Here is a 25,093-nt window from a genome sequence, read left to right on the forward strand (position 1 = left end):
TGCTAGGACCATGCGGCGGTGGCGTGCCGCACGACACCATGTGGATCAGAGGGTCAGCAGGAGTGCGTCGAGTCTGTCGGCGGTGTCTTCCCAACCCTCCACGGCGATGGAGGGCACGCCGATCGCGAGCACCGGATAGTCGTTCCCGCCCTCATCGAGCCGGTCGCCGTAGAACAGCATGTCGGTGAGGGCGATGCCGGTGTGTTCGGCGAGCTGCCGCATGCCGAAGGCCTTGTCGATGCCTGCCTGGGTGATGTCGATGGAGGTCGATCCACCGGAGCGGACCTCGAGGCCGGGCAGACGTGCGGCGACGGCGTCCCGCAGAGCGCTCCGCTTGGCGCCCGTCGGGTCCCACTCGTGCTTCGCCTCGCGCGGTGCGCGCTGCCCGAGTGCCGAGAACGTGATCTGGGATCCGCGGTCTTCCAGGATGTCGCCCCACGGCTCGGCTTCCCACAGCCCGAGGCGCTCGGCCTCCTCGCGCAGAGCCGTGAGAGCCGCCTGCTTGTCTGCGTCGCTGAGATCGTGCGCGTAGACCGGTGCGAAGTCCGTGCCGTCGTGGCGGAGGTAGCGGGTGCCGCAGGTGGGCAGCAGGTGCAGGCGCGCGAGGTCAGCGGCATCCGCATCGCCGAGTCGGGCGACGACCTGCGAGCGGAACTGCGCCTCGTTGCCGCCGGAGATGATGGCGACGTCGACGGTGCGCAGGAGCGCGCGCAGCAGATCGGCGATCCTCGGGTCGATCAGACCCTTCGAAGGGGCGAGCGTGTCATCGAGATCGAAGGCGACGAGCGTGGGCGTGGTCATGATGTCTCCAGCCTAGAACGTGGACGCTGAGAAGATCTCGGGGCGAGCAGCAGGGTGAAGACGACCGCGACGGCGACGCCGAGGATCGCGCCGGTGGAGTTGGCCACGACATCGTTCACGGTCGCTGCGCGGTGGGGAAGAGCCACGCGCTGAGCGGTCTCGATCATCGCGGACAGCAGCGGTCCCACCAACAGTGCGAGGAACCACACGCGACGGGGGAGGAGCAGGAAGGCGAGGATGCCGACCGGCACGAAGACCAGCACGTTCGCGATGATCTCGAGCCGCGTGAAGTCGAGCCACTCCCAGCCGAGACGGTGTGTGGTCGTGAGGATGACGTCGAGCAGATTCGGCATCGAGTCCTCGACCTTCGACGGCGTGAGGGTGAGGGCGGCGAGGCCGATCAGGAAGGGGACGCTGAGGGCGAGCCCGCATACCCGGGTGAACCGGCGCGGCGGTGGGAGCAGAGAGCTCATGCGTTCCCTTCGTGCACGGTCCCGGTACAGAGAAGGCCGCCCCTGAGGGCGGCCTTCCGGTGTTACTGGTCGGGGTGACAGGATTTGAACCTGCGACCTCTTCGTCCCGAACGAAGCGCGCTACCAAGCTGCGCCACACCCCGTTTGCAACCCTCCGAGTCTACAGGGAAATGCTCCCCGCGCCGAATCGAGGCCGGATCACACCTGTGCGGTGATGCGTACGGTGATGAGCGCGACGATCAGGAGCAGGAGCCCTCCGCCCGTGGATGCCGCGAGCGTGATGAGGCGCGCACGCCCGCGTGGCAGAGCCATGCAACCGGCGGTGACCAGGATGGGCCAGACATTCGACGTCGTCAACACCCACACGGACAGCATCCCGACGGCACTTTCGCTGTTCCCTCCGCTGGCGCCCAGACCGATGGCCCACGCGACGATCACACCCCAGATCAGCGTGAACAGGAATGCGAGAGCGGCGAGAAGCACGCGCGCAGGGGGACGCACGAGCGAGCGGATTCCACGGAGGAGAGCCATCGCGGGCAGCAGGACACCGATGATGAACACCGCGAGCAGAGTGAAGGCGGATCGAGGCCAATCCGCCAGTGCGAGCGGTGGGCGCGTGGCCTCACTGACGAGGGGCAGAGCGAGCACCGAGAACGTCAGTGGGATCAGGAGGTACATCGCGCTCGCCCCGAAGGCTGCGGTCCGTGCCGTCTTCGCCTCGCCGGGCGGAAGCAACTGCGTCACCCGGCGCGCTCAGCGCCGAGGCTGTGCCGTGAGCGTGAGAAGCGTCGCCTCGGGTCGACAGGCGAAGCGGACCGGCGCGTAGATGGAGTGTCCGCACCCCGCGCTGACGTTGAGCGGCACGGTGCGTCCGCCGTGCGACCAGGTGCTGAGCCCCTTGGCCTGCTTGAGCGGGATGTCGCAGTTCGCCACGAGAGCCCCGTACCCGGGAATGCACACCTGACCGCCGTGCGTGTGGCCTCCGAGGATCGCATCGGCGCCGAGATCGGTGAAGCCGTTGAGCACCCGCTGATATGGCGCGTGCGTGACGCCGAGGACGGGCGTCGCCGCGTCACGAGCGCCGAGTGCCGAGATCGCGTCGGGAAGCTCGTCCAGCCGATCCCAGTCACGGTGGGCGTCGTCGACGCCGAAGAGATCGACGTCGGTGCCTGCGATGCGCAACCGTGCTGCGGCATTGTTCAGGTCGGTCCAGCCCAACTCATCCGTGAAGTACCGGTCCATCGCGTCGGTGTCGAGCAGCTCCGGTTTGTGGTTCTTCTTGGATGGGCCGAGGAAGTAGCGGAAAGGGTTCCGCGGAGACGGCGCTGCCACGTCGTTCGAGCCGTGCACGAACACGCCGGGGATACCGGCGAAAGGAGCGAAGGCACGCCGGATGCCGTCGAGTCCGTTCTCATGGCCGAGGTTGTCCCCGGTGTTCACGATGAGGTCGGGCTTCAGTTCGGCGAGGGAGGCGAGCCAGTCCTGTTTGCGATGCTGCCACGGCGCCATGTGCGCATCGGAGATGTGCAGGATGCGCAGCGGTGCTGCGCCGGGCGGGAGGGCCACTGCTGAGGCCTCGCGCACGGTGAACAGGTACCGCTCGATGCCGATGCCCCAGATGGCAGCGCCGGCACCCACGGCCCCCACCGCGCCGAGCGCGATGAGGGCCGGGTGCGCGCCGCGTCGTGCCGCTACTGGCACGTCACACGCACGGCGGTGGACTTGCTGGCCGCAGTGCCCGGCGCAGGGTCGGAGTTGCCCACGACGGATGTCGGCGGATTGCACGAGTTGTCGAACTCGATGTCCGTGAAGCCGGCCGCCCCGAGCGCAGCGGTCGCCTGAGCTCTCGACATCCCCACGAGGTTCGCGGGGACGGTCGTCCCCTGGCCGTTACTGGTCGTGAGCGTGACCGTCGCGCCGTTCGGAGCTTCCCCTGTGGGGTCCTGACCGGCGACCAGACCGGCGGCGAGATCGCTGTCGACCGCCCCTCCGACGGAGACCTGGAAGCCGGCGTCGGTGAGGATGCCGGTCGCCTCCTCGACGGACTTGCCCACGACGCTCGGAACCGTCGTCAGCTGCTGTCGGGTCAGCTTGCCGTCCGGCTTCGGGAAGGCGTCTCCGCCGTACGCGGCGTTGGCTGCCCCCTGCGCGGCCTTGGCCAGGGGGTATCGCATGTCGTTGAGGTTCCAGCCGTTGGCCCGCTTCTGGTAGATGTTGGCCTGACCCTGCCAGCGACCCGCCCAGACGGCGGTGGTGACCTTGGTGCTGGACTCGATCATCATGGTCGACCAGCGGTCGTGCGTACCGGTCTTGCCGATGAGGGGAGTGCCGTCGTTCGGGTTGGCGCGGGATCCGGTGCCACCGCCGCTCATCACGCTCTGCAGCGCGAAGGCGGCAGTCGCCGCGATCTCGGGCTGCAGCACGCCGTCGGTGCAGGACGACGCGGGCAACTCGCGGTCTTTACCGTCGGCGCCGACCACGCGATCGATCGCGCGAGGCGTGCAGTACTTTCCGCCGCTCGCGACGGTCGCATAGGCGTTCGCCATGGCGAGAGGAGAGATGTTCTTCGGTCCCAGCACATCGAAGGGGACGTTCTCGTCGGTGACCTTGCCACCGTTCGCGAGCGTCACACCCATGCGGTCGGCAACCTTGTTGATGTCGCAGACATCGAGCTTCGACGCCATCGCGAAGTACCCACTGTTGAGGGAGTTCCTCGTGAAGTTCAGCACCGAGCTCGTCCCGCCGCCGCCGCCGCCGAAGTTGCCGATCTTCTTCGTGTCGGTGCTCTGCTTGGCGCCGCACACGGGGATCCTCAGATTCGTCTGGACGCTTCCGTTGAGCACCTCGTTGACGGAGTGGCCCTTCTCGAGCCAGTCGATCAGCGTGAACAGCTTGTAGGTCGATCCGACCTGGAAGCCCCCAGAGTTGCCGTGGTCCTTGTCACCGGCGAACACCAGCGATGTGTAGGCCTGGTCGTCGGTGGGCGTCTCGGTGAACATGGTGTTCTGCGTCATCGAGAGAATTCGTCCGGTGCCGACCTCGACCGAGACGCCGGCGGCGCCGAAGTTCTGGTTGTCGGCGTTGGCGGGAACGATCTCGGACATGCTCTCGGCGGCCGGGTTCTGGATGCGGTAGTCCAGCGTGGTGTAGATCTTCAGGCCACCGCGGCGGAGCAGATCCGTGCGCTCCTGCTGCGTCTTCCCGAAGGCCTCGTCGTTCAGGACGATCGACTTCACGTACTGGCAGAAGTACGCGCTGGTTCCGGCGGATGCACACCCCTGCGTCGGGGGGTTGAGCGCGGGCGCGATCTCCGATGCGTCGGCCTCGTCGTACTGTGCCTGCGTGATCTTGCCGTCGGCGAGCATGCGACCCAGCACGTAGTGACGGCGGTCCTTCGTGAGTGCGTACCCATCCGCGGCCGTGTTCAGCGCCACGCCCTCGGAGTTCGTGATCGTGCCTTCCGGCTTGTCGATCCGGTAGGTGTTCGGGTTCTGCACGATGCCGGCGAGAGTCGCCGACTGCGCGACCGTGAGGTTCGCGGCCGTCGTGGAGAAGTAGTAGTTCGCGGCCGCCTCGATGCCGTACACGGTTCCACCGAAGTTGGCGATGTTCAGGTAGCCGAGGAGGATGTCGTTCTTGGAGAAGTCCTTCTCGATCTGGATCGCGTAGCGCATCTCCTGCAGCTTGCGCTCGATGCCCTTCGCCCCTGTCGCGTTGGTGGCGTCGAGCCAGCACTGCTGGAGGTCTTCCGAGTAGGTGTCAGACGTGGTGTCGACGTCCTGCTCGCACTTCTGGATCAGGACGTTCTTCACGTACTGCTGGCTGATCGTCGACGCACCACGGCTGGAGGTGCCTCGTACGTTGTCGACCAGGGCCTTCACGGTCGCGCCGATGTTGACGCCGCCGTGACTGTAGAAGTTCTTGTCCTCACTCGACAGGATCGCGTCGTAGAGGGTGGGGGAGACCTGCTCGTAGGTCACCGGCACGCGGTTCTGCTCGTAGAACGACGCGAGCTCGACCTGCGAACCGTCGGGGGCGGTCGCGTAGATGGTCGACTGCTCCATCGGCGTGCTCGGGTCGAGGCTCTCGGGGAGCTGATCGAAGAGGGTGAGAGCCTGGGTGCCTGCGAGGCCGGTCATCGCGAGCACCGGGGTGACGCTGGCCGTGACGAGGAGACCGGCGACGGCGCTCAGGCCGACGAGCCCGACGAGACCGCCGAGCACGCCTCTCACCGTGCGATTCTTTTGGGGCATACGCTTGATCGTAGGGGAGTTCCCTGAATACCGCCTTTGACGAGCCCGCCCCGGATTTCCGGTGCCGCGCCCCGATCGACAGGAGTGCCATGACCACGTGGGAGTACCTCACCACGCCGCTGCTGATCCACAACACGGCAGCCATCCTCAACAACTGGGGCAAGCAGGGCTGGGAGCTCGTGCAGGTCGTGCAGGGGCCCGAAGGTGGGCTCGTCGCCTACCTGAAGCGCCCCGTCACGTCCGACGCGTCGACGAATGCCGGCCTCGCCGCCGCAGAGCAGGCCGCCCGTCAGTTCGAGGGAGGCCAGGCATGAGCGTCTCCGCCCGCCTCGCCGAGCTCGGCATCGAGCTGCCTCCGGTCGCCGCCCCGGTCGCCGCTTACGTCCCTGCGGTCGTGCACGGGGGCCTCGTCTACACCTCGGGCCAGCTACCGTTCGTCGACGGTGCGCTGCCGGCCACGGGCAAGGTGGGCGCCGACGTCTCCGCCGAGGATGCGAAGACCTACGCCCGCACGTGTGCGCTGAACGCTCTGGCCGCGGCGGCGGATGCCGCGGGTGGTGTCGACCGCATCGGCGGTGTGCTCCGCGTCGGCGGGTTCGTCGGATCCGCGGACGGTTTCACGGGGCAGCCCGCCGTCATCAACGGCGCGAGCGAGGTGCTCGGTGAGATCTTCGGTGATGCGGGGCGCCACGCACGCGCGGCTGTCGGCGTCGCGGAGCTCCCGCTCGGCAGTCCGGTCGAGGTCGAGGTGACGTTCCTCCTCGCCTGAATGCGTCCCGGCGGCGTCCTCCGCCGTGTCCGCAAGAGAAACGCGCCTCCCCGAGATGGGGAGGCGCGTTTCTCTTGCCTGCTGCTCGTCCTACTTCACCTGCGCCGAGATGATGCTCATCACGGCCGTGTCGGCGAGCGTCGTCGTGTCTCCCACCTCGCGGCCCTCGGCCACATCGCGGAGAAGGCGACGCATGATCTTGCCGGAGCGGGTTTTCGGCAGCTCGCCGACGATGTAGACGTCGCGCGGACGGGCGATGGCGCCGATCTGCTCGCCGACCCACAGGCGCAGCTGCTGCGCGAGGCCCGCGGGCTCGTGCGCGGCGAGGTAGCTCTCCTTGATGATGACGAAGGCCACCACGGCCTGTCCTGTGGTCTCGTCCGAGGCTCCGACCACGGCGGCCTCCGCCGTCGCCTCGTGCGCGACCAGGGAGGACTCGATCTCCGCGGTCGACAGGCGGTGGCCGGAGACGTTCATCACGTCGTCGACGCGGCCCAGCAGCCACAGGTCGCCGTCGTCGTCGAGGCGCGCGCCGTCGCCCGCGAAGTAGTAGCCCTGGTCCTCGAACTTCTCCCAGTAGGTCTCGCGGTACCGTTCGGGGTCGCCCCAGATGCCGCGGAGCATGCTCGGCCACGGCTCGGTGATCACGAGCAGCCCGCCGCTGCCGTTGCCGACCTCGACGCCCTGCTCGTCCACCACGTCGATCGAGATCCCGGGGAGCGGCACCTGAGCCGAACCCGGTTTGGTCTCCGTCACGCCGGGGAGGGCGGACACCATGATCGCGCCGGTCTCGGTCTGCCACCAGGTGTCGACGATCGGCGTCTTGCCGGCGCCGATGACCTCGCGGTACCACATCCACGCCTCGGGGTTGATGGGCTCTCCCACCGAGCCGAGCAGTCGCAGCGACGAGAGATCGAACTTCGCGGGGACGCTGCGGCCGATCTTCATGAACGAGCGGATCGCGGTCGGCGCGGTGTAGAAGATCGACACCTTGTACTTCTCGATGAGCTCCCACCAGCGGCCGGGGTGCGGGGCGTCCGGCGTCCCCTCGTAAAGCACCTGGGTCGCACCGTTGGCGAGGGGTCCGTAGGCGACGTAGCTGTGCCCGGTGATCCAGCCGATGTCGGCCGTGCACCAGAACACGTCGGTCTCCGGGTGCAGGTCGAAGACGTACTTGTGCGAGTACGCCGCCTGGGTCAGATACCCGCCGGAGGTGTGCAGGATGCCCTTGGGCTTCCCGGTGGTGCCCGACGTGTAGAGGATGAAGAGGGGGTTCTCGGCGGGGAAGGCCTGTGCCGTGTGCTCGGCGGAGGCTGCGGGGACGGCGTCATGCCACCAGATGTCGCGGCCTTCGATCCAGTCGACCTCGTTCTCGCCGCGCTTGACGACCAGGACGTGCTCCACGGTCTGCTGCTCGCCGTCTCCGCGGTCGGCGAGTGCCTGGTCGACCGCGGGCTTGAGTGCGGAGACGCGGCCCTTCCGGTAGCCGCCGTCCGCCGTGATGACGAGCTTGGCGCCGGCGTCGTCGATGCGCGAGCGGAGGCTGTCGGCGCTGAATCCTCCGAACACCACGGAGTGGATGGCGCCGAGGCGGGCGACGGCCAGCATGGAGGCGATCGCCTCGGGGATCATGGGCAGGTAGATCGCGACGCGGTCGCCCTGACCGATGCCGAGTCCCTCCAGCACGTTCGCGACGCGCTTGACCTCGTCGGTCAGCTCGGCGTAGGTGATGCGGCGCGAGTCGCCGGGCTCGCCTTCCCAGTGCAGCGCCACGCGGTCGCCGTTGCCGGCCTCGACGTGGCGATCGAGGCAGTTGTACGCGACGTTCAGCTCGCCGTCGTCGAACCACTTCGCGAAGGGCGGGTTGGTCCAGTCGAGCACCTGCGTGAACGGCTTGTGCCAGTGCACCAGCTCACGGGACTGCTCGCCCCAGAAGCCCTCGCGGTCGGCGGCCGCCCGCTCGTAGAGCTCGGGCGACGAGATGGTTTGGGCGACGAACTCCTCCGACGGTGCGAACTTCCGGGTCTCGTCGAGAAGATGGTCGATCTGGCTGCTCATCGGCAGGCGCTCCTTTGCGGCATACGGGTCTTGCGAGCATGGTCGTGGGGGTGGGCGACCAGGTCAGGGCGAATCTATCCCTGCGGCCTCGCTGCGCATACTGCCGAAAGTCGGTAGTGTTGCCGGTTTTGTCAGGACGGTCGCCTTGCGTACACTCGACGACAGCCGAATTCTCATTCCGGCCTTGGCGTGCCCGATTCCCCCAATCGTGGAACGTCGTGGGCGGCATCTCATTCCCCCCGTGAGATGCCGCCCATTCCTTTGGGAGCGCTCTCTGCGTCCTCGGAGCATCCTCGGGTCCGGCCGGCAGCCAGGCACTGCACCACGGGGTGACGAACCGGCTTCTCCACAGGCGCTGGAGGATCCGGATTTCTCGGGACTTCCCCCTCCGCGACTGCGCATAACGTCGCCGTCATGCCTGATTCCTTCGTCATCCAGCCCAGGGGAGTGCGCTCGCTCGCGTCCGAGGAGACCACGTCGCCGGCACCCCTCCGTCTGGATCCCGTGTTCGGACCGCTTCTTCCTCACATCGACGACGCGGTGACCGATGTGTTCGTGAACGGTGCGGGCGGGCTCTATGTCGACCGGGGGAATGGCGCCGAGCCGGCTGCCGCCTGGAGGGCCTCGGAGCGTGAGGTTCGTGACCTCGCCGTCGCACTGGTCGGGCTCGGCGGACGCCATCTCGACGACCAGGCGCCCTGCGTCGACGTCCGCCTCGACTCGGGCGTCCGTGTGCATGCCGTGCTCTCTCCGGTGTCGACGACAGGAACCGCGCTCTCGATACGCATCCCCCGGGTGCGCGCCGCGGACCTTCGATCCCTCTCTGCGCTCGGCGCGTTCGATGCGCGCCAAGAGGCCTGGCTTCTCGGCCTGGTGGCCGAGCGGGCGAACATCCTCATCACCGGGGGAACGGGAACGGGCAAGACCACGCTGCTCTCCGCTCTGCTGTCCGAGGTCGCGCCGGGGGAGCGCATCGTGACGATCGAAGACGTCGCCGAACTGCGGCCGAGGCATCCGCACCACGTCGCTCTCGAGGCGAGGCAGCCGAATCTCGAGGGCGCCGGCGGCATCACGTTGAGCCGCCTGGTCCGTGAGTCTCTGCGCATGCGGCCGGATCGCCTGGTGGTCGGCGAGTGTCGCGGAGAAGAGGTCCGCGAGCTGCTCACCGCACTCAACACCGGACACGATGGCGGCGCAGGCACCCTGCACGCCAGCGGGCTCCGTGACGTTCCCGCCCGCCTCGAAGCACTGGGCGCCCTCGCCGGCATGGATGCGGTGGCACTCGCGCGACAGGCCGTGAGCGCATTCACCATCGTCCTCCATCTCGACCGTGCCCCCGGCGGCATCCGTCGGATCCGCCAGGCGGGCCGGCTCGTCATCGCAGCGGATCGGCTCGACATCGAGGAGGTGCAGCCGTGGCGGTGAGGCGATCTCCTCGCGCGGCGCAGCGGCGGGATGCGACCTCAGCGGACGCTGCGACGTCGGTGCAGACGCTGGCTGTGCTGCTGCAGGCCGGAGCGGTCCCCCTCGTCGCGTGGCGGCATCTCGCCGCCACCGACGACGTGCCAGCACGCGCCGTCGTCGATCGGCTCGATCGTGGCATCCCGCTCCTCGACGCCATCGAAGCAGAGGGCGGGGCCTGGGTCGATCTCGCCGCGGCCTGGGAGGTCGCGACGACGGTCGGGGCCCCGCTCGCCGAAGTTCTCCGCATGATCGCGGAGACGTTGCGGGATGCCGCCGCTGCTGCCGATGATGTGCGCATCGCTCTCGCGGAACCGGCCGGGACGGCGCGTCTGCTGCTCTGGATGCCCATGGCCGGGCTGCTCCTCGGTTTCGCGCTCGGCTTCGACACCCTCAGTGTCATCTTCGGGAGTGTGCTCGGGGCCGCCTGCGTGATTCTCGGCCTCCTCCTCGTGGTGGCGGCGCGGCTGTGGACATCGCTGCTCCTGAGGAGAGCGGCGCCGGAACCCAGCACCCCCGGCATGCGGGCAGAACTGGTCGCGATCGCGCTCGCCGGTGGCGCCTCCATCGACCGCGCGCTGCACCTGGTCTCGCAGACATCCGTCTCCGGAGGCGGCGACGAGCGGGTCGCCGCCGTGCTCGAGCTGTCCCGCGCTGCAGGGGTGCCTGCCGCAGAGCTCCTGCGGGCAGCGGCCGCCCAGGACAGGCATGCCGCGAGGGTCCAGGGGCAGCTCCGTGCGGCGAAGCTCTCGACACGGCTCTTGTTCCCGCTCGGTATCTGCACGCTGCCCGCCTTCCTGCTCCTCGGCGTCGCGCCTCTCCTGCTCAGCGTCCTCGCATCCACTCCGATGCCCCTGTGACCGCCAACAGTCCATCAGCACCATCCGATGCCTATGCATCGCCCAGAGAGAAAGAAGGAACACCATGAAGAACATCCCTGCGCTCGACCGCCGACGCGCGGCCATGCTGTTCGGCGACGACACCGGGGCGGCCACAGCCGAATACGCGATCACCACGATGGCCGCGGTCGCCTTCGCCGGGCTCCTCGTCGTGATCATGCGCTCCGATGAAGTCCGCGGCATCCTCACGGACCTCGTGCGGCGCGCGCTCACGGTGTCGTGATGTGGGCAGGGAGACGCGCGATGACCGAGCTTGGCGGTGGCGGTGGCGGTGGCGATGCGGCGCCGACGCCGCGACATGCGGACGAGCGCGGATCCGCCGCAGCGGAGCTGGCACTCGCGCTTCCCGCCGTCGTGCTCGCGCTCCTTCTCGGGGCAGGGGCGCTCGGAGCGGCGTCTCGCCAGGTCGCGCTGCAGGACGCCTCCGCGGACGCGGCTCGTCTTCTCGGACGTGGCGAGGGACACGGTGCGGCAGAGCGGGTGGTTCATGCTGCCGTGCCAGGGGCGCAGATGTCGTCCTCGCCCCGGGGCGACCTCGTATGCGTCACCACCTCCGTCGATGTCTCCGTCGGCGCGCTGATCCGCATGCCGCTGCGGGCCTCGAGCTGCGCACTCGAGGGAGGACTCTGATGGCCGGTTCGGCGCTGGCGGCTGGCATACTCGCGGTCGCGGCCACCATTTCCCTGGGTCTCGCCGTTGTCGGAGGTGCGGCCGTGACGGCGCAACGAGCGGCGGGTGCGGCCGATGCTGCGGCGCTCGCCGCTGCCGATGCGGCGAGCGGTGCCGTGACCACATCCGAGCAGCCCTGCGCACTCGCCGAGAGGGTCGCGCTCGCTGCCGGCGCGACCCTCACCGGCTGCGTCCTCGAGGGCTTCGTGGCGACCGTGGAGGTGCAGGCGGCGTACGCTGGACTCGCAGCCGTCTCCCGAGCCCGTGCCGGGCCACCCGAGGGATAGCGACGGCAGCGCGACCTCGCTCACTGTGAACGACCCCACACAGTGGTGTGTATGGTGTGCTTCGAAGAAAGGACGCACCCTTGGCTGAAGGCAAGAAGCTCGTCATCGTCGAGTCCCCGACGAAGATGCGGTCTATTCAGGGATACCTCGGCGACGGCTACGAGGTGCTCAGCTCCGTCGGCCACATCCGCGACCTCGCTGACAAGAAGGACATCCCGGCTGCGGACAAGCAGGCGTACGGGAAGTACTCCATCGACATCGACAACGGGTTCGACCCGTACTACGTCGTCTCCGATCGGAAGACCAAGACGGTCGCCGAGCTCAAGCGTGCGCTGAAGAGCGCCGACGAACTCCTGCTCGCCACTGATGAGGACCGCGAAGGCGAGGCGATCGCCTGGCACCTGCTGGAGACCCTCAAGCCCAAGGTCCCGGTCAAGCGCATGGTGTTCCACGAGATCACCAAGGACGCGATCCAGGCCGCCGTCGGCAACACCCGCGAACTCGACCACGACCTCGTCGACGCGCAGGAGACCCGCCGCATCCTCGACCGCCTGTACGGGTGGGATGTCTCGCCCGTGCTCTGGTACAAGGTCAAGACCGGGATCTCGGCCGGTCGTGTGCAGTCCGCCGCGACGCGCCTCATCGTCGACCGCGAGCGCGAGCGCATGGCGTTCACCTCTGCCGAGTACTGGGACGTCGATGCGGCAGCCGCGGCGACGGGTACCTCGTTCAAGATCCGACTCGTCCGCGTTGACGGCGGCCAGCTGGCACGCGGCTCGGACTTCGACGACGACGGCAAGCTCAAGAAGGCCGTCGTCATCCTCGACGAGGCCGCGGCCACCGCGCTCGCCGCGGCTGTGGACGCCGTCGGCACCGGGAACGTCACCAAGGTCGAGGCCAAGCCGGGAACGCGCAGCCCCTACGCGCCGTTCACGACCTCCACGATGCAGCAGGAGGCGGGCCGCAAGCTGTCGATGGGCGCCAAGCAGGCCATGGGTGTAGCCCAGCGTCTGTACGAGAAGGGCTACATCACCTATATGCGTACCGACTCCACGTCGCTGAGCACCCAGGCGGTGCAGGCGGCACGGAGCCAGGCGGTCTCGCTCTACGGCGATGCAGCGGTGCCGCTGAAGCCGCGCGTCTACAAGTCGAAGAGCAAGAACGCCCAGGAGGCCCACGAGGCCATCCGCCCCTCGGGCGACAACTTCCGCACGCCGGCTTCCCTGTCATCCGAGCTGGATCGCGATGAGCAGCGCCTCTACGACCTCATCTGGAAGCGCACCGTCGCCAGCCAGATGTCCGACGCCAAGTACGAGACCACGACGGTCACCATCGCCGTCGACGCGGGGGAGAGGAAGGCCGAGTTCACGGCATCCGGAACCGTCTACACGTTCAAGGGCTTCCTGGAGGCGTACGAGGAGGGTCGCGACGAGAAGCGCGGAGATGCCGACGCCGCGGAGAACCAGTCGTTGCCTGCCGTCGCGGTCGGCGACCAGCTCGCCGTGTCGGATGCCGAGGCCAAGGGCCACCGCACCACGCCGAAGCCGCGCTACACCGAGGCCTCGCTCGTGAAGGTCCTCGAGGAGAAGGGCATCGGACGTCCTTCGACGTTCGCCTCGATCCCCGAGACGATCCTCGACCGTGGATACGCGGTCAAGCGCGGGCAGGCGCTCGTGCCGACCTGGCTCGCGTTCAGCGTGGTGCGTCTGCTCGAAGAGCATTTCGCCGACCTCGTCGACTACGACTTCACGGCTGCGCTCGAAGACGACCTCGACACGATCGCCCGTGGCGAGCAGAACCGCGTCGAGTGGCTCAAGTCGTTCTACTTCGGCTCTGACGCCCACGTCGGGCTGCGCCAGGTCGTCGACAACCTCGGCGAGATCGATGCCCGCGCGCTGAACTCCACGCGCATCACCGACACCGCCACGCTGCGCTTCGGCAAGTACGGCCCGTACCTCGAGGTGGCCGACCCGGCGAATCCCGAGGCCAAGCCGCGCATCGTCAACGTTCCGGAAGACCTGGCGCCGGACGAGCTGACCGCCGAGAAGGCGCAGGAGCTCATCGACGCTCCCGTCGCCGGTGACCGCGTTCTCGGGGAGAATCCCGAGAACGGCAAGATCATCGTCGTGAAGGACGGCCGGTTCGGGCCGTACGTTCAGGAGAACGATCCCGTGTCGGAGGATGCCGCTGTCGATGAGGCGACCGGCGAGGTCGTCGACAAGCCGAAGCCGAAGCGGGGCGCGAAGAAGGAAGCGGCTCCCAAGCCGCGCACCGCGTCGCTGTTCCGTTCGATGTCCGTCGACGAGATCGACCTCGAGACGGCGCTGCAGCTGCTGAGCCTCCCGCGCGTCGTGGGCGTCGACCCCGAATCCGGCGATGAGATCACGGCGCAGAACGGGCGGTTCGGACCGTACCTGAAGAAGGGCACCGATTCGCGATCGCTCGAGTCGGAGTCGCAGATCTTCGACGTGACGCTCGAGCAGGCGCTGGAGATCTACTCCCAGCCGAAGTACGGCGCCGGACGCAGGGCCTCCAGCGCGCTCGCCGAGTTCGAGGCCGACCCGGTCAGTGGCAAGCCGATCCGGATCCGTGACGGCCGCTTCGGTGCGTACGTGACCGACGGCGAGACGAACGTCACGATTCCGCGTGGGCAGAAGGTCGAGGACATCACCTTCGAGATCGCAGTGCAGATGCTCGCCGACAAGCGCGCCAAGGGCCCCGCCCCCAAGCGCGGTGCCGCCAAGAAGGCACCCGCGAAGAAGGCACCCGCGAAGAAGGCACCCGCGAAGAAGCCCGCAGCGAAGAAGGCACCGGCCAAGAAGCCTGCAGCGAAGAAGACGACGGCCGCCACGTCCGCTGCGCGTTCCGCGGCGGCGAAGAAGGCCGCCACGACGCGTGCCGCGAACGCCGCGGCGAAGGCAGCGGAGAAGGCGGACTCGTGACCTCAGGCCGCGGGGTGTGGATCACTCTCGAGGGCGGCGACGGCTCGGGCAAGACCACACAGTCGAACCTGCTCGCGGACTGGCTCGAAGGGGCCGGACGCACGGTCGTCCGCACCCGTGAGCCCGGCGGCTCGGAGGTCGGTCAGCTCATCCGCGACATCGTCCTGCACCATCGCGGCGACATCGCACCGCGCGCGGAGGCTCTGCTGTACGCCGCGGACCGGGCGCACCATGTCACCACCGTCGTACGCCCGGCGCTCGGTCGGGGCGACATCGTGCTGCAGGATCGCTACCTCGATTCGTCCGTGGCATATCAGGGCGCGGGTCGGGTACTCGATGCGACGGAGATCCGCGACCTCTCGCTCTGGGCCGCCGAGGGTGCGCTGCCCGACCTGACGATCCTGCTCGACCTCGCCCCCAGTGAGGCGCGGGCTCGGCTGGACTCCGCCGACAAGCCGTTCGACCGGCTCGAGGCGGAGCAGTCGGACTTCCACGGACGCGTCCGCGACGCCTTCCTCGACCTTGCGAGAGCCGAGCCGGACAGGTTCCTCGTCGTCGACGCCGCAGCGGCCCCGGATGCGATCGCGGAGCAGATCAGGGCGAGAATCGGCGCCCTTCTCGACTGACCAGCGCGGTGGCACCTCTCCGTGCTTCCGACGTCGGTGGTCACGATTAGGCTGAGTGCATGCCCCAGACCGTTCCGGCCCCTTTCCCGTGGGCGGATGTGTGGGGGCAGGACGCTGCCGTCGACACGCTCCGTGCCGCGGCAGCCGATCCGTCGGCGCTCTCGCACGCCTGGCTGATCACGGGACCGCCCGGCTCCGGCCGTTCGACTCTGGCGTACGCCTTCGCAGCCGCACTCATCGCGGATCGGCCGGACGACGAGACCGTCATGCGGCAGGTGCTCGCAGGCACCCATCCGGATGTCACCGCCTTGCGCACCGACAAGGTCATCATCACGATCGCCGAGGCTCGCGGTCTCGTCGAGCGCTCTTACTTCGCCCCCTCCGCCGGCCGCTATCGGGTCATCGTCGTCGAAGACGCCGACCGCATGGTCGAGCGCACCTCCAACGTGCTCCTGAAAGCGCTCGAAGAGCCTCCGGAGCAGACGGTGTGGATCCTGTGCGCGCCGAGCGAGGCCGATCTGCTGCCCACGATCCGATCGCGCGTGCGATCGCTGCGGTTGCGGGAGCCCGATGTCGCCGACGTGGCCAGGCTCATCAGCCTTCGCACGGGGGTGGATGAAGCCGTCGCCGAGCAGGCGGCACGGCATGCGCAGCGCCACATCGGCATGGCCCAGCGGCTCGCCACCGACGATGCGGCCAGGCGCCGGCGAGACGAGACGCTCCGCTCGGTACTCGGCGTCAGAGGAGTGGGCGATGCGGTCGAGGTCGCCGGACGGATCATCCAGGCGGCCACGGAGGACGCGAAGGCTCTCACCGCCGAGCGCGACGCTCAGGAGCGCGCTTCGCTGCTGCGCACGATCGGCATAGCCGAGGGCCAGGCGGTGCCGCCGGCGCTGCGGACACAGCTCTCGGCGCTCGAAGACGATCAGAAGAAGCGGGCTACGCGGAGCCTGCGCGACGGGATCGACCGTGTGCTCACCGACCTTCAGTCGCTGTACCGCGACGTCGTGATGCTGCAGTTCGGGCAGAGCGAGGGTCTCATCAACAGCGAGTTGCGCACCGAGCTGTCCGACCTCGCTTCCGCCTGGCCCGAGACCCGTACTCTTGTCGTACTTGACCACCTTGCCGAGACGCGGCAGTCGCTGGAGCGCAACGTCGCCCCGCTGCTCGCCCTGGAGAGCTTGCTCGTGACGATCACGAGCGGGAGGAAACCGTGAACAATCGATCGACTTCCCGCCTGCGCCGCGCCGCCGCGGTCATCGCAGGGCTCGCCGCCGCGTCCGTCGCCCTGTCGGGCTGTCTGTACGCGATGATTCCCGAGCAGTCGTCACGGCCGTCGACGACGAGTGCGCCGGACACCGAGGGCGTCGCCGAGGACCTGCTGCCCTTCTACTCGCAGGAACTGACCTGGACGGAGTGCGGTGTCGGCTTCGACTGCACCGATGTCACCGCTCCACTCGACTGGGAAGACCCGGGGAAGGGTGAGATCACCCTCTCGGTCGTCCGACACCGCGCCGAGGGCACCCCCGTCGGCTCGTTGCTCACGAACCCGGGCGGTCCGGGGGCCAGCGGTGTCGACCTGATCCTGAACAGCCTCGACTTCGCGGTCGGCGCCGACCTCATCGAGAACTTCGACGTGATCGGGTTCGACCCGCGCGGCGTCGGAGATTCCACCGCGGTCACCTGCTACGACGCGCCGCAGATGGACGACTACCTGTACGGCATTCCCTCGGCAGCACGAGGCACGGCCGAGTGGGAGGCCGAGCTGCTCGACTCGCACAAGAAGTTCGCCGAGGCGTGCGATGCCAACAGCGGGGGGATCCTTCCGTACATCACCACGGTCAACGCCGCCAGGGACATGGATCTGATCCGCGCGCTGCTGGGCGACAAGCAGCTGAACTACCTCGGCTACTCGTACGGCACGTTCCTCGGTGCGACCTACGCGAAGCTGTACCCCGAGAAGGCCGGCCGCCTGGTGCTCGACGGCGCGATCGATCCCGCTGTCCCCGGGCTCGAGGTCGGCGCGACGCAGGCGCTCGGGTTCGAGTCCGCGCTGCGCGCCTACATGCAGGACTGCCTCGACTCGGGGGAGTGCCCGTTCAACGGCAGCGTGGATGAGGCCATGGCCGATCTGGGGGCGCTGCTGGCGAGTGTCGACAGCACCCCTTTGAAGAGCGGAGACGGCCGCATGTTGGGTGCGGACTCCCTGATGACCGCCATCATCGCCGCGCTCTACTCGCAGGACAGCTGGGGCTACCTCACGCAGGCGCTCGATGAGGCACTGCAGGGCGACCCGACCTCGGCTCTGTTCCTCGCCGACTTCTACAACGGACGCGAGAACGGCACCTACACCGACAACTCCACCGAGGCCTTCCGCGCCTACAACTGCATGGACTACCCGGTCGAGGATGACCCGGCGGCTGAAGCCGCGACGAACGCGAAGATCGCCGAAGGCGCGCCCACGATCGCGCCCTACTGGGCGGGGCCTGACTCCTGCTCGGTCTGGCCCTACCCGCCCACGGGCACGCGAGGTGAGATCAAGGCTGAAGGCGCCGGCCCCATCCTGGTGATCGGCACGACGAACGACCCGGCGACCCCCTACGAGTGGTCGGAGTCGCTCGCGAACCAGCTCGAGGAAGGTGTTCTCATCACGCGTGTCGGCGAGGGGCACACCGGATACAACAAGGGCAACGCCTGCGTGGACGACGCGGTCGAGGCGTTCCTGCTCGACGATGTCGTACCGGAAGACGGGCTCCGCTGCGAATGAGGAGGCCTCGATTCGCGAGTGAGCGCGAGACAGGGTAATATCGGTGATCGCGCCGCTCACACGTCGCACGCCGCTTTAGCTCAGTCGGCAGAGCATTTCACTCGTAATGAAAAGGTCGTCAGTTCGATTCTGACAAGCGGCTCCGAAGGCCCCGTGATGCGAAGAACATCACGGGGCCTTTCCCGTTCCTCACCGCGTACTCTCGAAACATGAGCAGAGCGCTTCTCATCGTCGATGTGCAGAACGATTTCACCGAGCACGGCGCCCTTGCCGTCGCGGGCGGTGATGCGGTGGCTGCTGCCGTCACCGAGTTCCTTGCCCTCCACGCGGCCGACTACGACGTGATCGTCGCGTCGAGGGATTGGCACGATGCCGATGGCGACAACGGCGGGCACTTCGCGGAGGACCCCGACTATGTCGACTCCTGGCCTGTGCACTGTGTCGCGGGGACCGAGGGTGCCGAGTACGACCCTCTGTTCGTGACCGATGCCGTCACGCACCATGTCCGCAAGGGGCAGGGGATACCGGCTTACTCGATGTTCGAGGGGCGGACGGAGGCGGGGGAGACGGTCGGCGCGATACTTGCGGAAGCAGGCGCGTCGAGCGCCGACGTGGTCGGCCTCGCGACCGATCATTGCGTGCGGGCGAGCGCCCTCGATGCGATCGCTCACGGGGTGCGGGTCCGTATCCTCACCGACCTCGTCGTCGGCGTCGCGGCGGAGCCCAGCGAGGCAGCCCTCGCCGAACTCGTCCATGCGGGGGCGGAGCTGGTCGAGAGCGCCCGCGAGTGAGGCGCAGCGTCCTGCTGCTGCGGGCGGTCAACGTCAGCGGCCGTAACAGCGTGCCGATGGCGCGCCTCCGCGACGTGCTCGCGGCCGAAACCGACCTGTCGGATGTCTCCACGTACATCGCGAGCGGCAACATCGTGTGCGCGACACCGGACGATCCCGCCGTCGCGTGTGCAGCTGTGCGGGTGGCCATCCACGACGAGTTCGGGGTCGACACGCCCGTCATCCACCGCACGCACGCGCAGCTGCTCTCCTCCGAGTCCGCGCAGCCGTTCCCCGAGGGGGATCAGAAGTTCGTGCACGCGATGTTCCTGGAGGGGGCGCCCGCTGCAGGCGCGATCGACGCGTTGCAGCACCGCCTGCTCCCGGCGGAGCGCATCGCGCTGATCGGGAACGATCTGTGGATCGACTACGGGGAGGGCGGCGTGCACTCGACCAAGCTCACGAAAGCGGTGCTGGACCGTGCGCTGGGCGTCGCGGGGACGGCTCGAAATCTGAGGACGACGCGCAAGCTCATCGAGCTCACGGCATGACGCCCGGCAGTTCCGCACTCAGCGCCGTCGGCGGCGTGTGAGGGTGCGGCTGCACGTCGACGCGGTGTACGCGGCAGCTCGTGCATCGCACGTAGAGCACGATGCCCTCGCTCGTCGGGTGCCGGGACTCCACCGTCCAGGCGTGTTCGTGGGGGGCGGTCGACGGGTGGATGCGCGGGATGGGAAGAGTGCTCTGCGAGGTCATGCATCCAGCGTGATGTAATGGTCTTATGCATCTCAACCCTTACGGTGAATACGCGGTACTGCTCGCCGCTTCTCTCGCCAACGACTGGCCGGCCGACCGCGCCGGGATCGAGGAGCGCACACTCGCGCAGGGGATGACGATGACCTTCCCGGCGGCTCCCGGCGACTACGAGCGGGTCAGGGACGTCATCGACGAATGGCTCGCCATCGTCGATGAGCCCGACCCCGACGCGCGAGCAGCGCTCCTCAACGCGCAACTCGCCGTCGCGGCCGCCTACCCCCGGTTGACGAACCACGACGGCGAGGGGTGGCACCTGCACTATCGGGACGACGTGCCGTCGCTGCCCTTCGTGTTGAGGGCGATCATCAGCCTCGGCACCTCGCTGCACCTGGTCACCCGGGGCATGAACCGCTTGAGCCGCTGCCAGGCCGCGCCCTGCACCAACGTCGTCGCGGATGTGACGCGCAACGGTCGTCAACGCTTCTGCTCCGTGCGCTGCGCCAACCGTGCGGCGGTGCGTCGGCATCGGGCGCGGGCCTAGCCCTGTCGTCAGGCGGTCTGCCCGGCGTGCTTGCCTTCGCCGATCTCCTCGACCAGCTTCGCGTTGAACGCCGGGAGGTCGTCGGGGGTTCGACTGGAGACGAGCCCCTCGTCGACCACGACCTCCTCATCGACCCACGTCGCGCCCGCGTTGCGCAGGTCGGTGGTCAGACTCGGATAGCTGGTGAGTGTCCGCCCATCGACGACGCCCGCCTCGATGAGGATCCAGGCGCCGTGGCAGATCACGCCGACCGGCTTGTGCTGCTCGAAGAAAGCCCGCGCCAGTTCGATGGAGGCCTTGTCCATGCGCAGGTGATCCGCATTGACGACGCCTCCGGGCAAGACCAGGGCATCGAACTGATCAGCTGTCGTCTCCGACGCGTGCAGATCCACGGCCTGCTCGTGCCCGTTCTTGCCGGTGATGGCTGCGCCGTCCGGGGCGATCATGGTCGCGCTCGCGCCTTCTGCCGTCACCGCTTCCCAGGGACTGGTGAGTTCGCTGTCCTCGAATCCGTCCGTTGCGAGGAATGCCACGCGGCTGCCGCTGAGGGTCATCGTTCATCCTTTCCTGGAGTGTCGTCCGCCGTTCGGGGACGACTCGACCATCTCTCAGGTCAGGCGGAGGCGAAAGGGGGTGGCCGATGCGAAGAGCCGGTGGTACAGGAAGGTCGTCGGTCGGATACGACGACGTGCGGTGGGCCCCGTGGGGCTCGAACCCACGACCCGCGGATTAAAAGTCCGATGCTCTGCCAACTGAGCTAGAGGCCCCTGCGTCAAGTCTAGTGCGCACGACGAGGGGCCGTCGGCGACACAGCACCGCCGACGGCCCCTTTCCTTCCCGGGTTCCTCCCCCTGCCCCGAGAAGGGCGCGTGCCGGGTGTCCTCCCACCCGGCTGTCCCAGGCTTAGGAAGCCGGGGGCATCAGAACCGTGTCGATGAGGTACACGGTCGCGTTCGCGGTCTTGACTCCACCGCAGATCACCTTGGCGTCGTTGACCATCAGGTCATCGCCGCTGCCCGTGACCTCGAGGTCAGCACCCTGCACCGTGGTGTGCGTGCCGTCGATGTCGGCCGGCTCGATCTGGCCGGGGACCACGTGGTACGTCAGGATCGAGCTCAGCGTCGCGCTGTCGGTCTTGAGAGCCTCGATGGTGGCCGGGTCGATCTTCGCGAAAGCGTCATCCACCGGAGCGAAGACGGTGAACTCGCCGCCGTTCAGGGTGTCGACCAGGTCGACGTCGGGGTTGAGCTTTCCGCTGACCGCAGCGACCAGCGTGGTCAGCAGCGGGTTGTTGGAGGCGGCGACCGCCACCGGGTCCTCAGCCATACCGGCGACCGAGCCCGCGCCGTCCGGCACAGCGTCGGCGTATGCCGCGCAACCGGGGCCGACCAGGTTGGCGGCCGGGTCCATCTCCATCGGCGTCGACTCCGACGTCTCCGGTGCCTTCGGCTCGGACGACGAGTCCGAGGTGCTGCCGCTGCCCATGGAACAGGCGGAGAGCAGGAACGCGCTCGCCAGGCCGAGGGTGATTGCCGCGGTGACCTTCTTCTTGGTGCTGAACATGTCGAGCTCCTTCAGAACTGAGCCACGGCCTCTCCGTGGCGTCGAGTGCTGTTCGGAGCCCCATCCGGATCGGATGGGACGAATCTGATAAAAGTTTCTGATCGGTGCTCCGATCCGTCACATTCAGGTGACGCCTGCGCGCGATAGAGCCTCTGATGCGGCATGCTGTGAGAGATGGTCATCGATGGTTTCGACGTTCCCGACGAAGGAGCGACGCAGGATGCTGTCGCCGACCTCCTCGTCCGCGTCGCGTCCGGTGATCAGGCTGCCTTCGCGACTCTCTACGACACCCTCTCCTCTCGCGTGTTCGGTCTCATCCTCCGCGTGCTGGTCAACCGCTCTCAGAGCGAAGAGGTGCTGCAAGAGGTTTTTCTGGAGATCTGGCAATCCGCTTCGCGCTTCGCTCCGAACAGAGGTCAAGGACGAGCGTGGATCATGACGATCGCTCATCGCCGGGCCGTCGATCGAGTGCGAGCATCGCAGTCGAGTGCCGACCGGGATGTACGGGCAGGATTCAAGGACATCGGCATCGCGCACGACAGTGTGGCGGAGCAGGTCGAATTGGGGATCGAGGGAGGGAAGGTCGTCGAGGCGCTTTCGGGGCTTCCGGAAGCGCAGCGGGAAGCACTCGTCCTCGCTTACTACGGCGGTTACAGTCAGAACGAGATCGCGGCCCTCGTCGGGGCGCCGCTGGGGACAATCAAGACACGGATGCGAGACGGGCTCAGCCGTCTGCGCACGGCGATGGGGGTGACGGCATGAACGAGAAGGACTTCGAGGAGCTCGCGGCAGGTGCCGCCCTGCATGCCCTCTCCGCTGACGACGAACGTCGCTATCGAGCCGCCCTCGCAGAGCACCTCGAGGGGGAGGAAACGGTGGATGCGGATATCGCGACGGCTGCGCTCCTCTCAGACTCCGTTGAGCCCGTCACGCCCCCCGCGCACATCCGTTCCGCCCTGCTCGCCCAGATCGCCACCATCCCTCAAGACGGGGAGGATCGAACCGATCGCGAGGTCTCGGATGATGCGCCTCGGCTCGAGCCATCGAACGGGTCCGCGCCTGAGGGTCAGCCCGAACGCGAGAAGCCGCGCCGTTGGACGCGGACCATCTTCGCCCTGGCAGCGTGCCTCGCCCTGCTGGTCGGAGTCGGAGTCGGAGCGATCGCTCTCAACCAGCAGCTGAACCCGCCGGCGAGCGTTGTCGCTCTGCAGGAGATCGAGGCCTCAGGAGACGCTCAGCAGGCGACGGTGGAACTCGACGGTGGCGGAACCGCGACCGCGCACTGGTCCGGCTCTGCGGGCAAGGCCGTCCTCGTGGCGGATGGTCTTCCGAGCGCCGGCGACGGCAAGACGTACGAGCTGTGGTTCGTGCGCGGCGATGCGCCGGTCTCCGCCGGTGTCTTCGATGTCGACGGCGGTGATGCCACGGCACTGCTCGCCGGCGACATGCAGGCGGGCGACGCGATCGCAGTCACGGTCGAGCAGGCAGGCGGATCACCCACCGGCCAGCCCACGACCGACCCCGTGATCGTCATCCCCACGGCCTGAGCTGCTCCGATCGCGCGTACCCTAAAGGGATGCCCGAGCAGCACCATCGCCCCGTGCGTCGTCCGACGAGTGCTTTCGACAACATCGTCGGAGCGCACGATCCCGCCGAGGAGACTCGTATCGCGCACGCCACGGCGTCCGCCCTCTTGACGCGCGTCCGTGCGGACGAGAGCGGTGCGAGTGCGGAACGCCTGGTGGCATTCACTGCCGAGCACGGCATCGACGAGATCGCCGAGCTCTGGTCGAAGGCGCCGTCGCGCACGCTGCCCGGCGCGCTGTGGCGTCTCTACGTCCTGCAGCTCGCGATCCATGGCGACCCGCACACGGCGGCTCTCCTGTACGACCGTGGGCGCGTTGAGCTGCCGTCTGCGGATGCGGTGATCGCCGGGGCGCCTGTGCCGGCGAGCCCCGACGAGTTGGTCGTGCTGATCGACACGATCCTGCGCGGGGCGTTCCGCGGTGACTTCGCCGTCGCGCTCGACCGCGCCGCGGCGTTCTGCCGGGTGCAGGCGTCAGGTGCGACTCACACCGCGGACGACTACGAGCCGACAGAGCCGGCTCGGGCCAGTGAGTTGACCACCCGGGCCCTTCGCCTCAGCAGCTACGGCCAGGATCTGGCGGCCGCTGCCGTGCTGTGGCGCACGGACGCCCTCGCCTGAGCCGATCTCAGCGCGCAGGACGCTCAGGGCGTGAGGAACCCGGATACGAAAAGACCGGCCGGATATGAAAAGACCGGGCCGCAAGAACGCCTCTCGGCGGAAGGCCGCTCGCAGCGGCAAAAATTGGAGCCCGGGGTTATGCGGCCCGGCCATTCAATTGTAACGCGATGAGGCGATGGGTATTCCCGCCCTCTAGGCTCGGATCATGACCGGGCGCTTCGCACTCATGATCGATCCCGTGGCTGCCGACGTGCAGCGCTCCGACTTCGCGGACACGTTCACGCAGGTGGACGCCGCTGCGCCCGCGCTCAGCGTCGGGGAGCTGAGCACGCAGCGCGGTGACGGTGTTTTCGAATCCATCGGCGTGATCGATGGACATGCCCAGGAGGTGGTTCCGCACCTGGAGCGTCTCGCGCACTCCGCTCGGCTGTGCGACCTCCCGGTGCCGAATCTCGCGCAGTGGCGACAGGCGATCGATCATGCAGCGTCACAGCTCGGCGCCGGCGAGTCCGTCATCAAGCTCATCCTCAGCCGAGGAGTCGAGCACGGACCCACTCCGACCGCGTGGGTCACCGCTGCGCCGGCGGCCGACTTCACCGCCGTGAGGGAGAACGGGGTGCGGGTGGTCACTCTCGACCGCGGGTACGACCTGGACGCTGCAGAGCGGGCTCCGTGGCTGCTGCTGGGAGCGAAGACGCTGTCGTACGCCGTGAACATGGCCGCTCTTCGTGAGGCGCATCGACGCGGAGCGGACGATGCGATCTTCCTCTCGAGCGACGGCTTCGTGCTCGAGGCCCCGACCGCCTCGCTGATCCTCCGATTCGGAGACCGCTTCCTGACACCGGCCCCGACCGGTGGCATCCTGCACGGGACGACACAGCTCAGCGTCTACGAGCATCTCGCCGCTCAGGGCTTCGAGACCGACTACGACCGCATCCCCGCGACCGACCTCACGCGGGCTGATGCTGCGTGGCTCGTGTCGAGCGTGCGCCTCGCCACGGCCATCACCTCCGTCGACGGCACGCCTCTCCCGGTCGACCGCACCCTCACGGCCGCCCTGAACCGCTACCTTCTCTCTCCCCGCACCTGACCTCTCCGACCTACCGCGCGCTCACCATGCCGCCCCACCGTGCCCGCACGGCGACGCCAGAACGGAGACCACCCGTCCGCTGCACGGCGTGTCTGGGCGCGACGCGCCATCACCTTCGCAACTGGTCTCCGTTTTGGCAGGAGGACGGGGGTGGCTGGGGGG

Annotated in this window: 27 protein-coding genes and 3 tRNA genes; 19 read left to right on the forward strand and 11 right to left on the reverse strand. The window is 68.2% G+C overall.

The features are described 5' to 3' along the window. Positions 1-45 precede the first annotated feature (45 nt). The 6 genes from AX744_RS09390 to AX744_RS09415 all read right to left on the reverse strand — a co-directional run bounded on the left by AX744_RS09390 (position 46) and on the right by AX744_RS09415 (position 5,527). Complete coding sequence (locus tag AX744_RS09390; RefSeq protein ID WP_061016514.1) at positions 46-801, reverse strand: HAD-IIB family hydrolase; 756 nt, start codon at positions 799-801, stop codon at positions 46-48. Next, a complete protein-coding gene (locus AX744_RS09395) occupies positions 798-1,274 on the reverse strand; it encodes a VanZ family protein (protein ID WP_058632090.1) in 477 nt (158 codons plus the stop codon). Before AX744_RS09395 ends, AX744_RS09390 begins: the two co-directional genes overlap by 4 nt. Positions 1,275-1,340: 66 nt before the next feature. Further along, positions 1,341-1,417, reverse strand: a tRNA-Pro gene (locus tag AX744_RS09400). A gap of 55 nt (positions 1,418-1,472) precedes the next feature. Next, entirely contained in the window at positions 1,473-2,018 is a 546-nt protein-coding gene (locus AX744_RS09405; RefSeq protein ID WP_061016516.1) for a hypothetical protein, read from the reverse strand. A gap of 9 nt (positions 2,019-2,027) precedes the next feature. Next, positions 2,028-2,975 (reverse strand): metallophosphoesterase, encoded by a 948-nt coding sequence (locus AX744_RS09410; protein ID WP_082738470.1) that lies wholly within the window; start codon positions 2,973-2,975, stop codon positions 2,028-2,030. Next, positions 2,966-5,527, reverse strand: a complete 2,562-nt coding sequence (locus AX744_RS09415; RefSeq protein ID WP_061016518.1) for a transglycosylase domain-containing protein — start codon at positions 5,525-5,527, stop codon at positions 2,966-2,968. The genes AX744_RS09410 and AX744_RS09415 overlap by 10 nt, the downstream gene beginning before the upstream one ends. Before the next feature lie 89 nt (positions 5,528-5,616). Here AX744_RS09415 and AX744_RS09420 point away from each other — a divergent pair, with 89 nt between their 5' ends. Both AX744_RS09420 and AX744_RS09425 read left to right on the forward strand, forming a co-directional pair. Further along, positions 5,617-5,841, forward strand: a complete 225-nt coding sequence (locus AX744_RS09420) for a hypothetical protein (protein ID WP_021199127.1) — start codon at positions 5,617-5,619, stop codon at positions 5,839-5,841. Next, a complete protein-coding gene (locus AX744_RS09425; protein ID WP_061016521.1) occupies positions 5,838-6,296 on the forward strand; it encodes a RidA family protein in 459 nt (152 codons plus the stop codon). The genes AX744_RS09420 and AX744_RS09425 overlap by 4 nt, the downstream gene beginning before the upstream one ends. 90 nt (positions 6,297-6,386) lie before the next feature. On the opposite strand, the gene acs is transcribed toward AX744_RS09425, so the two are convergent. Next, a complete protein-coding gene (gene acs, locus AX744_RS09430) occupies positions 6,387-8,354 on the reverse strand; it encodes an acetate--CoA ligase (RefSeq protein ID WP_058632087.1) in 1,968 nt (655 codons plus the stop codon). A gap of 414 nt (positions 8,355-8,768) precedes the next feature. On the opposite strand from acs, the gene AX744_RS09435 reads away from it, so the two are divergent. The 12 genes from AX744_RS09435 to AX744_RS09490 all read left to right on the forward strand — a co-directional run bounded on the left by AX744_RS09435 (position 8,769) and on the right by AX744_RS09490 (position 19,326). Next, positions 8,769-9,779, forward strand: coding sequence for a TadA family conjugal transfer-associated ATPase (locus tag AX744_RS09435; RefSeq protein WP_231589625.1), 1,011 nt, complete (start codon positions 8,769-8,771; stop codon positions 9,777-9,779). After that, on the forward strand, positions 9,770-10,675 hold the full coding sequence (locus tag AX744_RS09440; protein WP_061016523.1) for a type II secretion system F family protein: 906 nt from the start codon (positions 9,770-9,772) through the stop codon (positions 10,673-10,675). The genes AX744_RS09435 and AX744_RS09440 overlap by 10 nt, the downstream gene beginning before the upstream one ends. A 64-nt stretch (positions 10,676-10,739) precedes the next feature. Beyond that, positions 10,740-10,937, forward strand: a complete 198-nt coding sequence (locus AX744_RS09445; protein WP_046746461.1) for a DUF4244 domain-containing protein — start codon at positions 10,740-10,742, stop codon at positions 10,935-10,937. 20 nt (positions 10,938-10,957) lie between these two features. After that, the gene (locus AX744_RS09450) at positions 10,958-11,344 is read left to right on the forward strand and encodes a TadE family type IV pilus minor pilin (RefSeq protein WP_061016525.1); all 387 of its coding nucleotides are present in this window, start codon (positions 10,958-10,960) and stop codon (positions 11,342-11,344) included. After that, the gene (locus tag AX744_RS09455) at positions 11,344-11,670 is read left to right on the forward strand and encodes a hypothetical protein (protein WP_061016527.1); all 327 of its coding nucleotides are present in this window, start codon (positions 11,344-11,346) and stop codon (positions 11,668-11,670) included. Before AX744_RS09450 ends, AX744_RS09455 begins: the two co-directional genes overlap by 1 nt. Positions 11,671-11,750: 80 nt before the next feature. Then, positions 11,751-14,612: a type I DNA topoisomerase gene (gene topA, locus AX744_RS09460; RefSeq protein WP_061016529.1), complete on the forward strand. Its 2,862-nt coding sequence runs from the start codon at positions 11,751-11,753 to the stop codon at positions 14,610-14,612. Next, on the forward strand, positions 14,609-15,238 hold the full coding sequence (tmk, locus tag AX744_RS09465; RefSeq protein ID WP_061016531.1) for a dTMP kinase: 630 nt from the start codon (positions 14,609-14,611) through the stop codon (positions 15,236-15,238). Before topA ends, tmk begins: the two co-directional genes overlap by 4 nt. 59 nt (positions 15,239-15,297) lie before the next feature. Further along, positions 15,298-16,455, forward strand: a complete 1,158-nt coding sequence (locus tag AX744_RS09470; RefSeq protein WP_046746466.1) for a DNA polymerase III subunit delta' — start codon at positions 15,298-15,300, stop codon at positions 16,453-16,455. Beyond that, a complete protein-coding gene (locus tag AX744_RS09475) occupies positions 16,452-18,005 on the forward strand; it encodes an alpha/beta hydrolase (RefSeq protein ID WP_058632081.1) in 1,554 nt (517 codons plus the stop codon). Before AX744_RS09470 ends, AX744_RS09475 begins: the two co-directional genes overlap by 4 nt. A gap of 69 nt (positions 18,006-18,074) precedes the next feature. Beyond that, positions 18,075-18,147: transfer RNA gene (locus AX744_RS09480), tRNA-Thr, on the forward strand. Positions 18,148-18,214: 67 nt separating this feature from the next. Continuing rightward, positions 18,215-18,796 (forward strand): isochorismatase family protein, encoded by a 582-nt coding sequence (locus tag AX744_RS09485; protein ID WP_061016533.1) that lies wholly within the window; start codon positions 18,215-18,217, stop codon positions 18,794-18,796. Continuing rightward, positions 18,793-19,326, forward strand: coding sequence for a DUF1697 domain-containing protein (locus AX744_RS09490; protein WP_061016535.1), 534 nt, complete (start codon positions 18,793-18,795; stop codon positions 19,324-19,326). The genes AX744_RS09485 and AX744_RS09490 overlap by 4 nt, the downstream gene beginning before the upstream one ends. Here AX744_RS09490 and AX744_RS09495 read toward each other — a convergent pair. Continuing rightward, positions 19,316-19,531 (reverse strand): hypothetical protein, encoded by a 216-nt coding sequence (locus AX744_RS09495; protein WP_046746468.1) that lies wholly within the window; start codon positions 19,529-19,531, stop codon positions 19,316-19,318. The genes AX744_RS09490 and AX744_RS09495 overlap by 11 nt on opposite strands. A gap of 25 nt (positions 19,532-19,556) precedes the next feature. Between AX744_RS09495 and AX744_RS09500 the strand changes: the two genes are divergently transcribed. Beyond that, positions 19,557-20,072 (forward strand): CGNR zinc finger domain-containing protein, encoded by a 516-nt coding sequence (locus AX744_RS09500; protein ID WP_058632077.1) that lies wholly within the window; start codon positions 19,557-19,559, stop codon positions 20,070-20,072. A gap of 8 nt (positions 20,073-20,080) precedes the next feature. Here the strand turns inward: AX744_RS09500 and AX744_RS09505 are convergent, their stop codons facing one another. From AX744_RS09505 to AX744_RS09515, 3 genes are all read right to left on the reverse strand, one after another. Then, on the reverse strand, positions 20,081-20,626 hold the full coding sequence (locus tag AX744_RS09505) for a type 1 glutamine amidotransferase domain-containing protein (protein ID WP_046746470.1): 546 nt from the start codon (positions 20,624-20,626) through the stop codon (positions 20,081-20,083). A gap of 140 nt (positions 20,627-20,766) precedes the next feature. Beyond that, positions 20,767-20,839, reverse strand: a tRNA-Lys gene (locus AX744_RS09510). Between the two features lie 136 nt (positions 20,840-20,975). Next, positions 20,976-21,635 (reverse strand): fasciclin domain-containing protein, encoded by a 660-nt coding sequence (locus tag AX744_RS09515; protein WP_046746471.1) that lies wholly within the window; start codon positions 21,633-21,635, stop codon positions 20,976-20,978. A 174-nt stretch (positions 21,636-21,809) separates the two neighbouring features. Here AX744_RS09515 and sigK point away from each other — a divergent pair, with 174 nt between their 5' ends. From sigK to AX744_RS09535, 4 genes are all read left to right on the forward strand, one after another. Beyond that, positions 21,810-22,397 carry an ECF RNA polymerase sigma factor SigK gene (gene sigK, locus AX744_RS09520; protein WP_045262427.1) on the forward strand — a complete coding sequence of 196 codons (588 nt, stop codon included), beginning with the start codon at positions 21,810-21,812 and terminating at the stop codon, positions 22,395-22,397. Further along, positions 22,394-23,182, forward strand: coding sequence for an anti-sigma factor (locus AX744_RS09525; RefSeq protein ID WP_046746473.1), 789 nt, complete (start codon positions 22,394-22,396; stop codon positions 23,180-23,182). The genes sigK and AX744_RS09525 overlap by 4 nt, the downstream gene beginning before the upstream one ends. A gap of 29 nt (positions 23,183-23,211) precedes the next feature. Next, positions 23,212-23,841, forward strand: coding sequence for a hypothetical protein (locus AX744_RS09530; RefSeq protein WP_046746474.1), 630 nt, complete (start codon positions 23,212-23,214; stop codon positions 23,839-23,841). A gap of 205 nt (positions 23,842-24,046) precedes the next feature. Further along, positions 24,047-24,931, forward strand: coding sequence for an aminodeoxychorismate lyase (locus AX744_RS09535; RefSeq protein ID WP_061016537.1), 885 nt, complete (start codon positions 24,047-24,049; stop codon positions 24,929-24,931). The last annotated feature ends 162 nt before the right edge of the window (positions 24,932-25,093 follow it).

The sequence above is a fragment of the Microbacterium sp. CCH5-D1 genome (genome assembly GCF_001557335.1).
GTDB lineage: Bacteria > Actinomycetota > Actinomycetes > Actinomycetales > Microbacteriaceae > Microbacterium > Microbacterium oxydans.

Excerpts from the sequence above, each read along its gene's own strand:
- AX744_RS09390 (WP_061016514.1), bottom strand. The coding sequence starts at position 801 with ATGACCACGCCCACGCTCGTCGCCTTCGATCTCGATGACACGCTCGCC.
- AX744_RS09395 (WP_058632090.1), bottom strand. The coding sequence starts at position 1,274 with ATGAGCTCTCTGCTCCCACCGCCGCGCCGGTTCACCCGGGTATGCGGG.
- AX744_RS09415 (WP_061016518.1), bottom strand. The coding sequence starts at position 5,527 with ATGCCCCAAAAGAATCGCACGGTGAGAGGCGTGCTCGGCGGTCTCGTC.
- AX744_RS09420 (WP_021199127.1), top strand. The coding sequence starts at position 5,617 with ATGACCACGTGGGAGTACCTCACCACGCCGCTGCTGATCCACAACACG.
- AX744_RS09425 (WP_061016521.1), top strand. The coding sequence starts at position 5,838 with ATGAGCGTCTCCGCCCGCCTCGCCGAGCTCGGCATCGAGCTGCCTCCG.
- acs (WP_058632087.1), bottom strand. The coding sequence starts at position 8,354 with ATGAGCAGCCAGATCGACCATCTTCTCGACGAGACCCGGAAGTTCGCA.
- AX744_RS09435 (WP_231589625.1), top strand. The coding sequence starts at position 8,769 with ATGCCTGATTCCTTCGTCATCCAGCCCAGGGGAGTGCGCTCGCTCGCG.
- AX744_RS09445 (WP_046746461.1), top strand. The coding sequence starts at position 10,740 with ATGAAGAACATCCCTGCGCTCGACCGCCGACGCGCGGCCATGCTGTTC.
- AX744_RS09450 (WP_061016525.1), top strand. The coding sequence starts at position 10,958 with ATGACCGAGCTTGGCGGTGGCGGTGGCGGTGGCGATGCGGCGCCGACG.
- AX744_RS09455 (WP_061016527.1), top strand. The coding sequence starts at position 11,344 with ATGGCCGGTTCGGCGCTGGCGGCTGGCATACTCGCGGTCGCGGCCACC.
- AX744_RS09470 (WP_046746466.1), top strand. The coding sequence starts at position 15,298 with ATGCCCCAGACCGTTCCGGCCCCTTTCCCGTGGGCGGATGTGTGGGGG.
- AX744_RS09485 (WP_061016533.1), top strand. The coding sequence starts at position 18,215 with ATGAGCAGAGCGCTTCTCATCGTCGATGTGCAGAACGATTTCACCGAG.
- AX744_RS09495 (WP_046746468.1), bottom strand. The coding sequence starts at position 19,531 with ATGACCTCGCAGAGCACTCTTCCCATCCCGCGCATCCACCCGTCGACC.
- AX744_RS09500 (WP_058632077.1), top strand. The coding sequence starts at position 19,557 with ATGCATCTCAACCCTTACGGTGAATACGCGGTACTGCTCGCCGCTTCT.
- AX744_RS09505 (WP_046746470.1), bottom strand. The coding sequence starts at position 20,626 with ATGACCCTCAGCGGCAGCCGCGTGGCATTCCTCGCAACGGACGGATTC.
- AX744_RS09515 (WP_046746471.1), bottom strand. The coding sequence starts at position 21,635 with ATGTTCAGCACCAAGAAGAAGGTCACCGCGGCAATCACCCTCGGCCTG.
- sigK (WP_045262427.1), top strand. The coding sequence starts at position 21,810 with ATGGTCATCGATGGTTTCGACGTTCCCGACGAAGGAGCGACGCAGGAT.
- AX744_RS09525 (WP_046746473.1), top strand. The coding sequence starts at position 22,394 with ATGAACGAGAAGGACTTCGAGGAGCTCGCGGCAGGTGCCGCCCTGCAT.
- AX744_RS09530 (WP_046746474.1), top strand. The coding sequence starts at position 23,212 with ATGCCCGAGCAGCACCATCGCCCCGTGCGTCGTCCGACGAGTGCTTTC.
- AX744_RS09535 (WP_061016537.1), top strand. The coding sequence starts at position 24,047 with ATGACCGGGCGCTTCGCACTCATGATCGATCCCGTGGCTGCCGACGTG.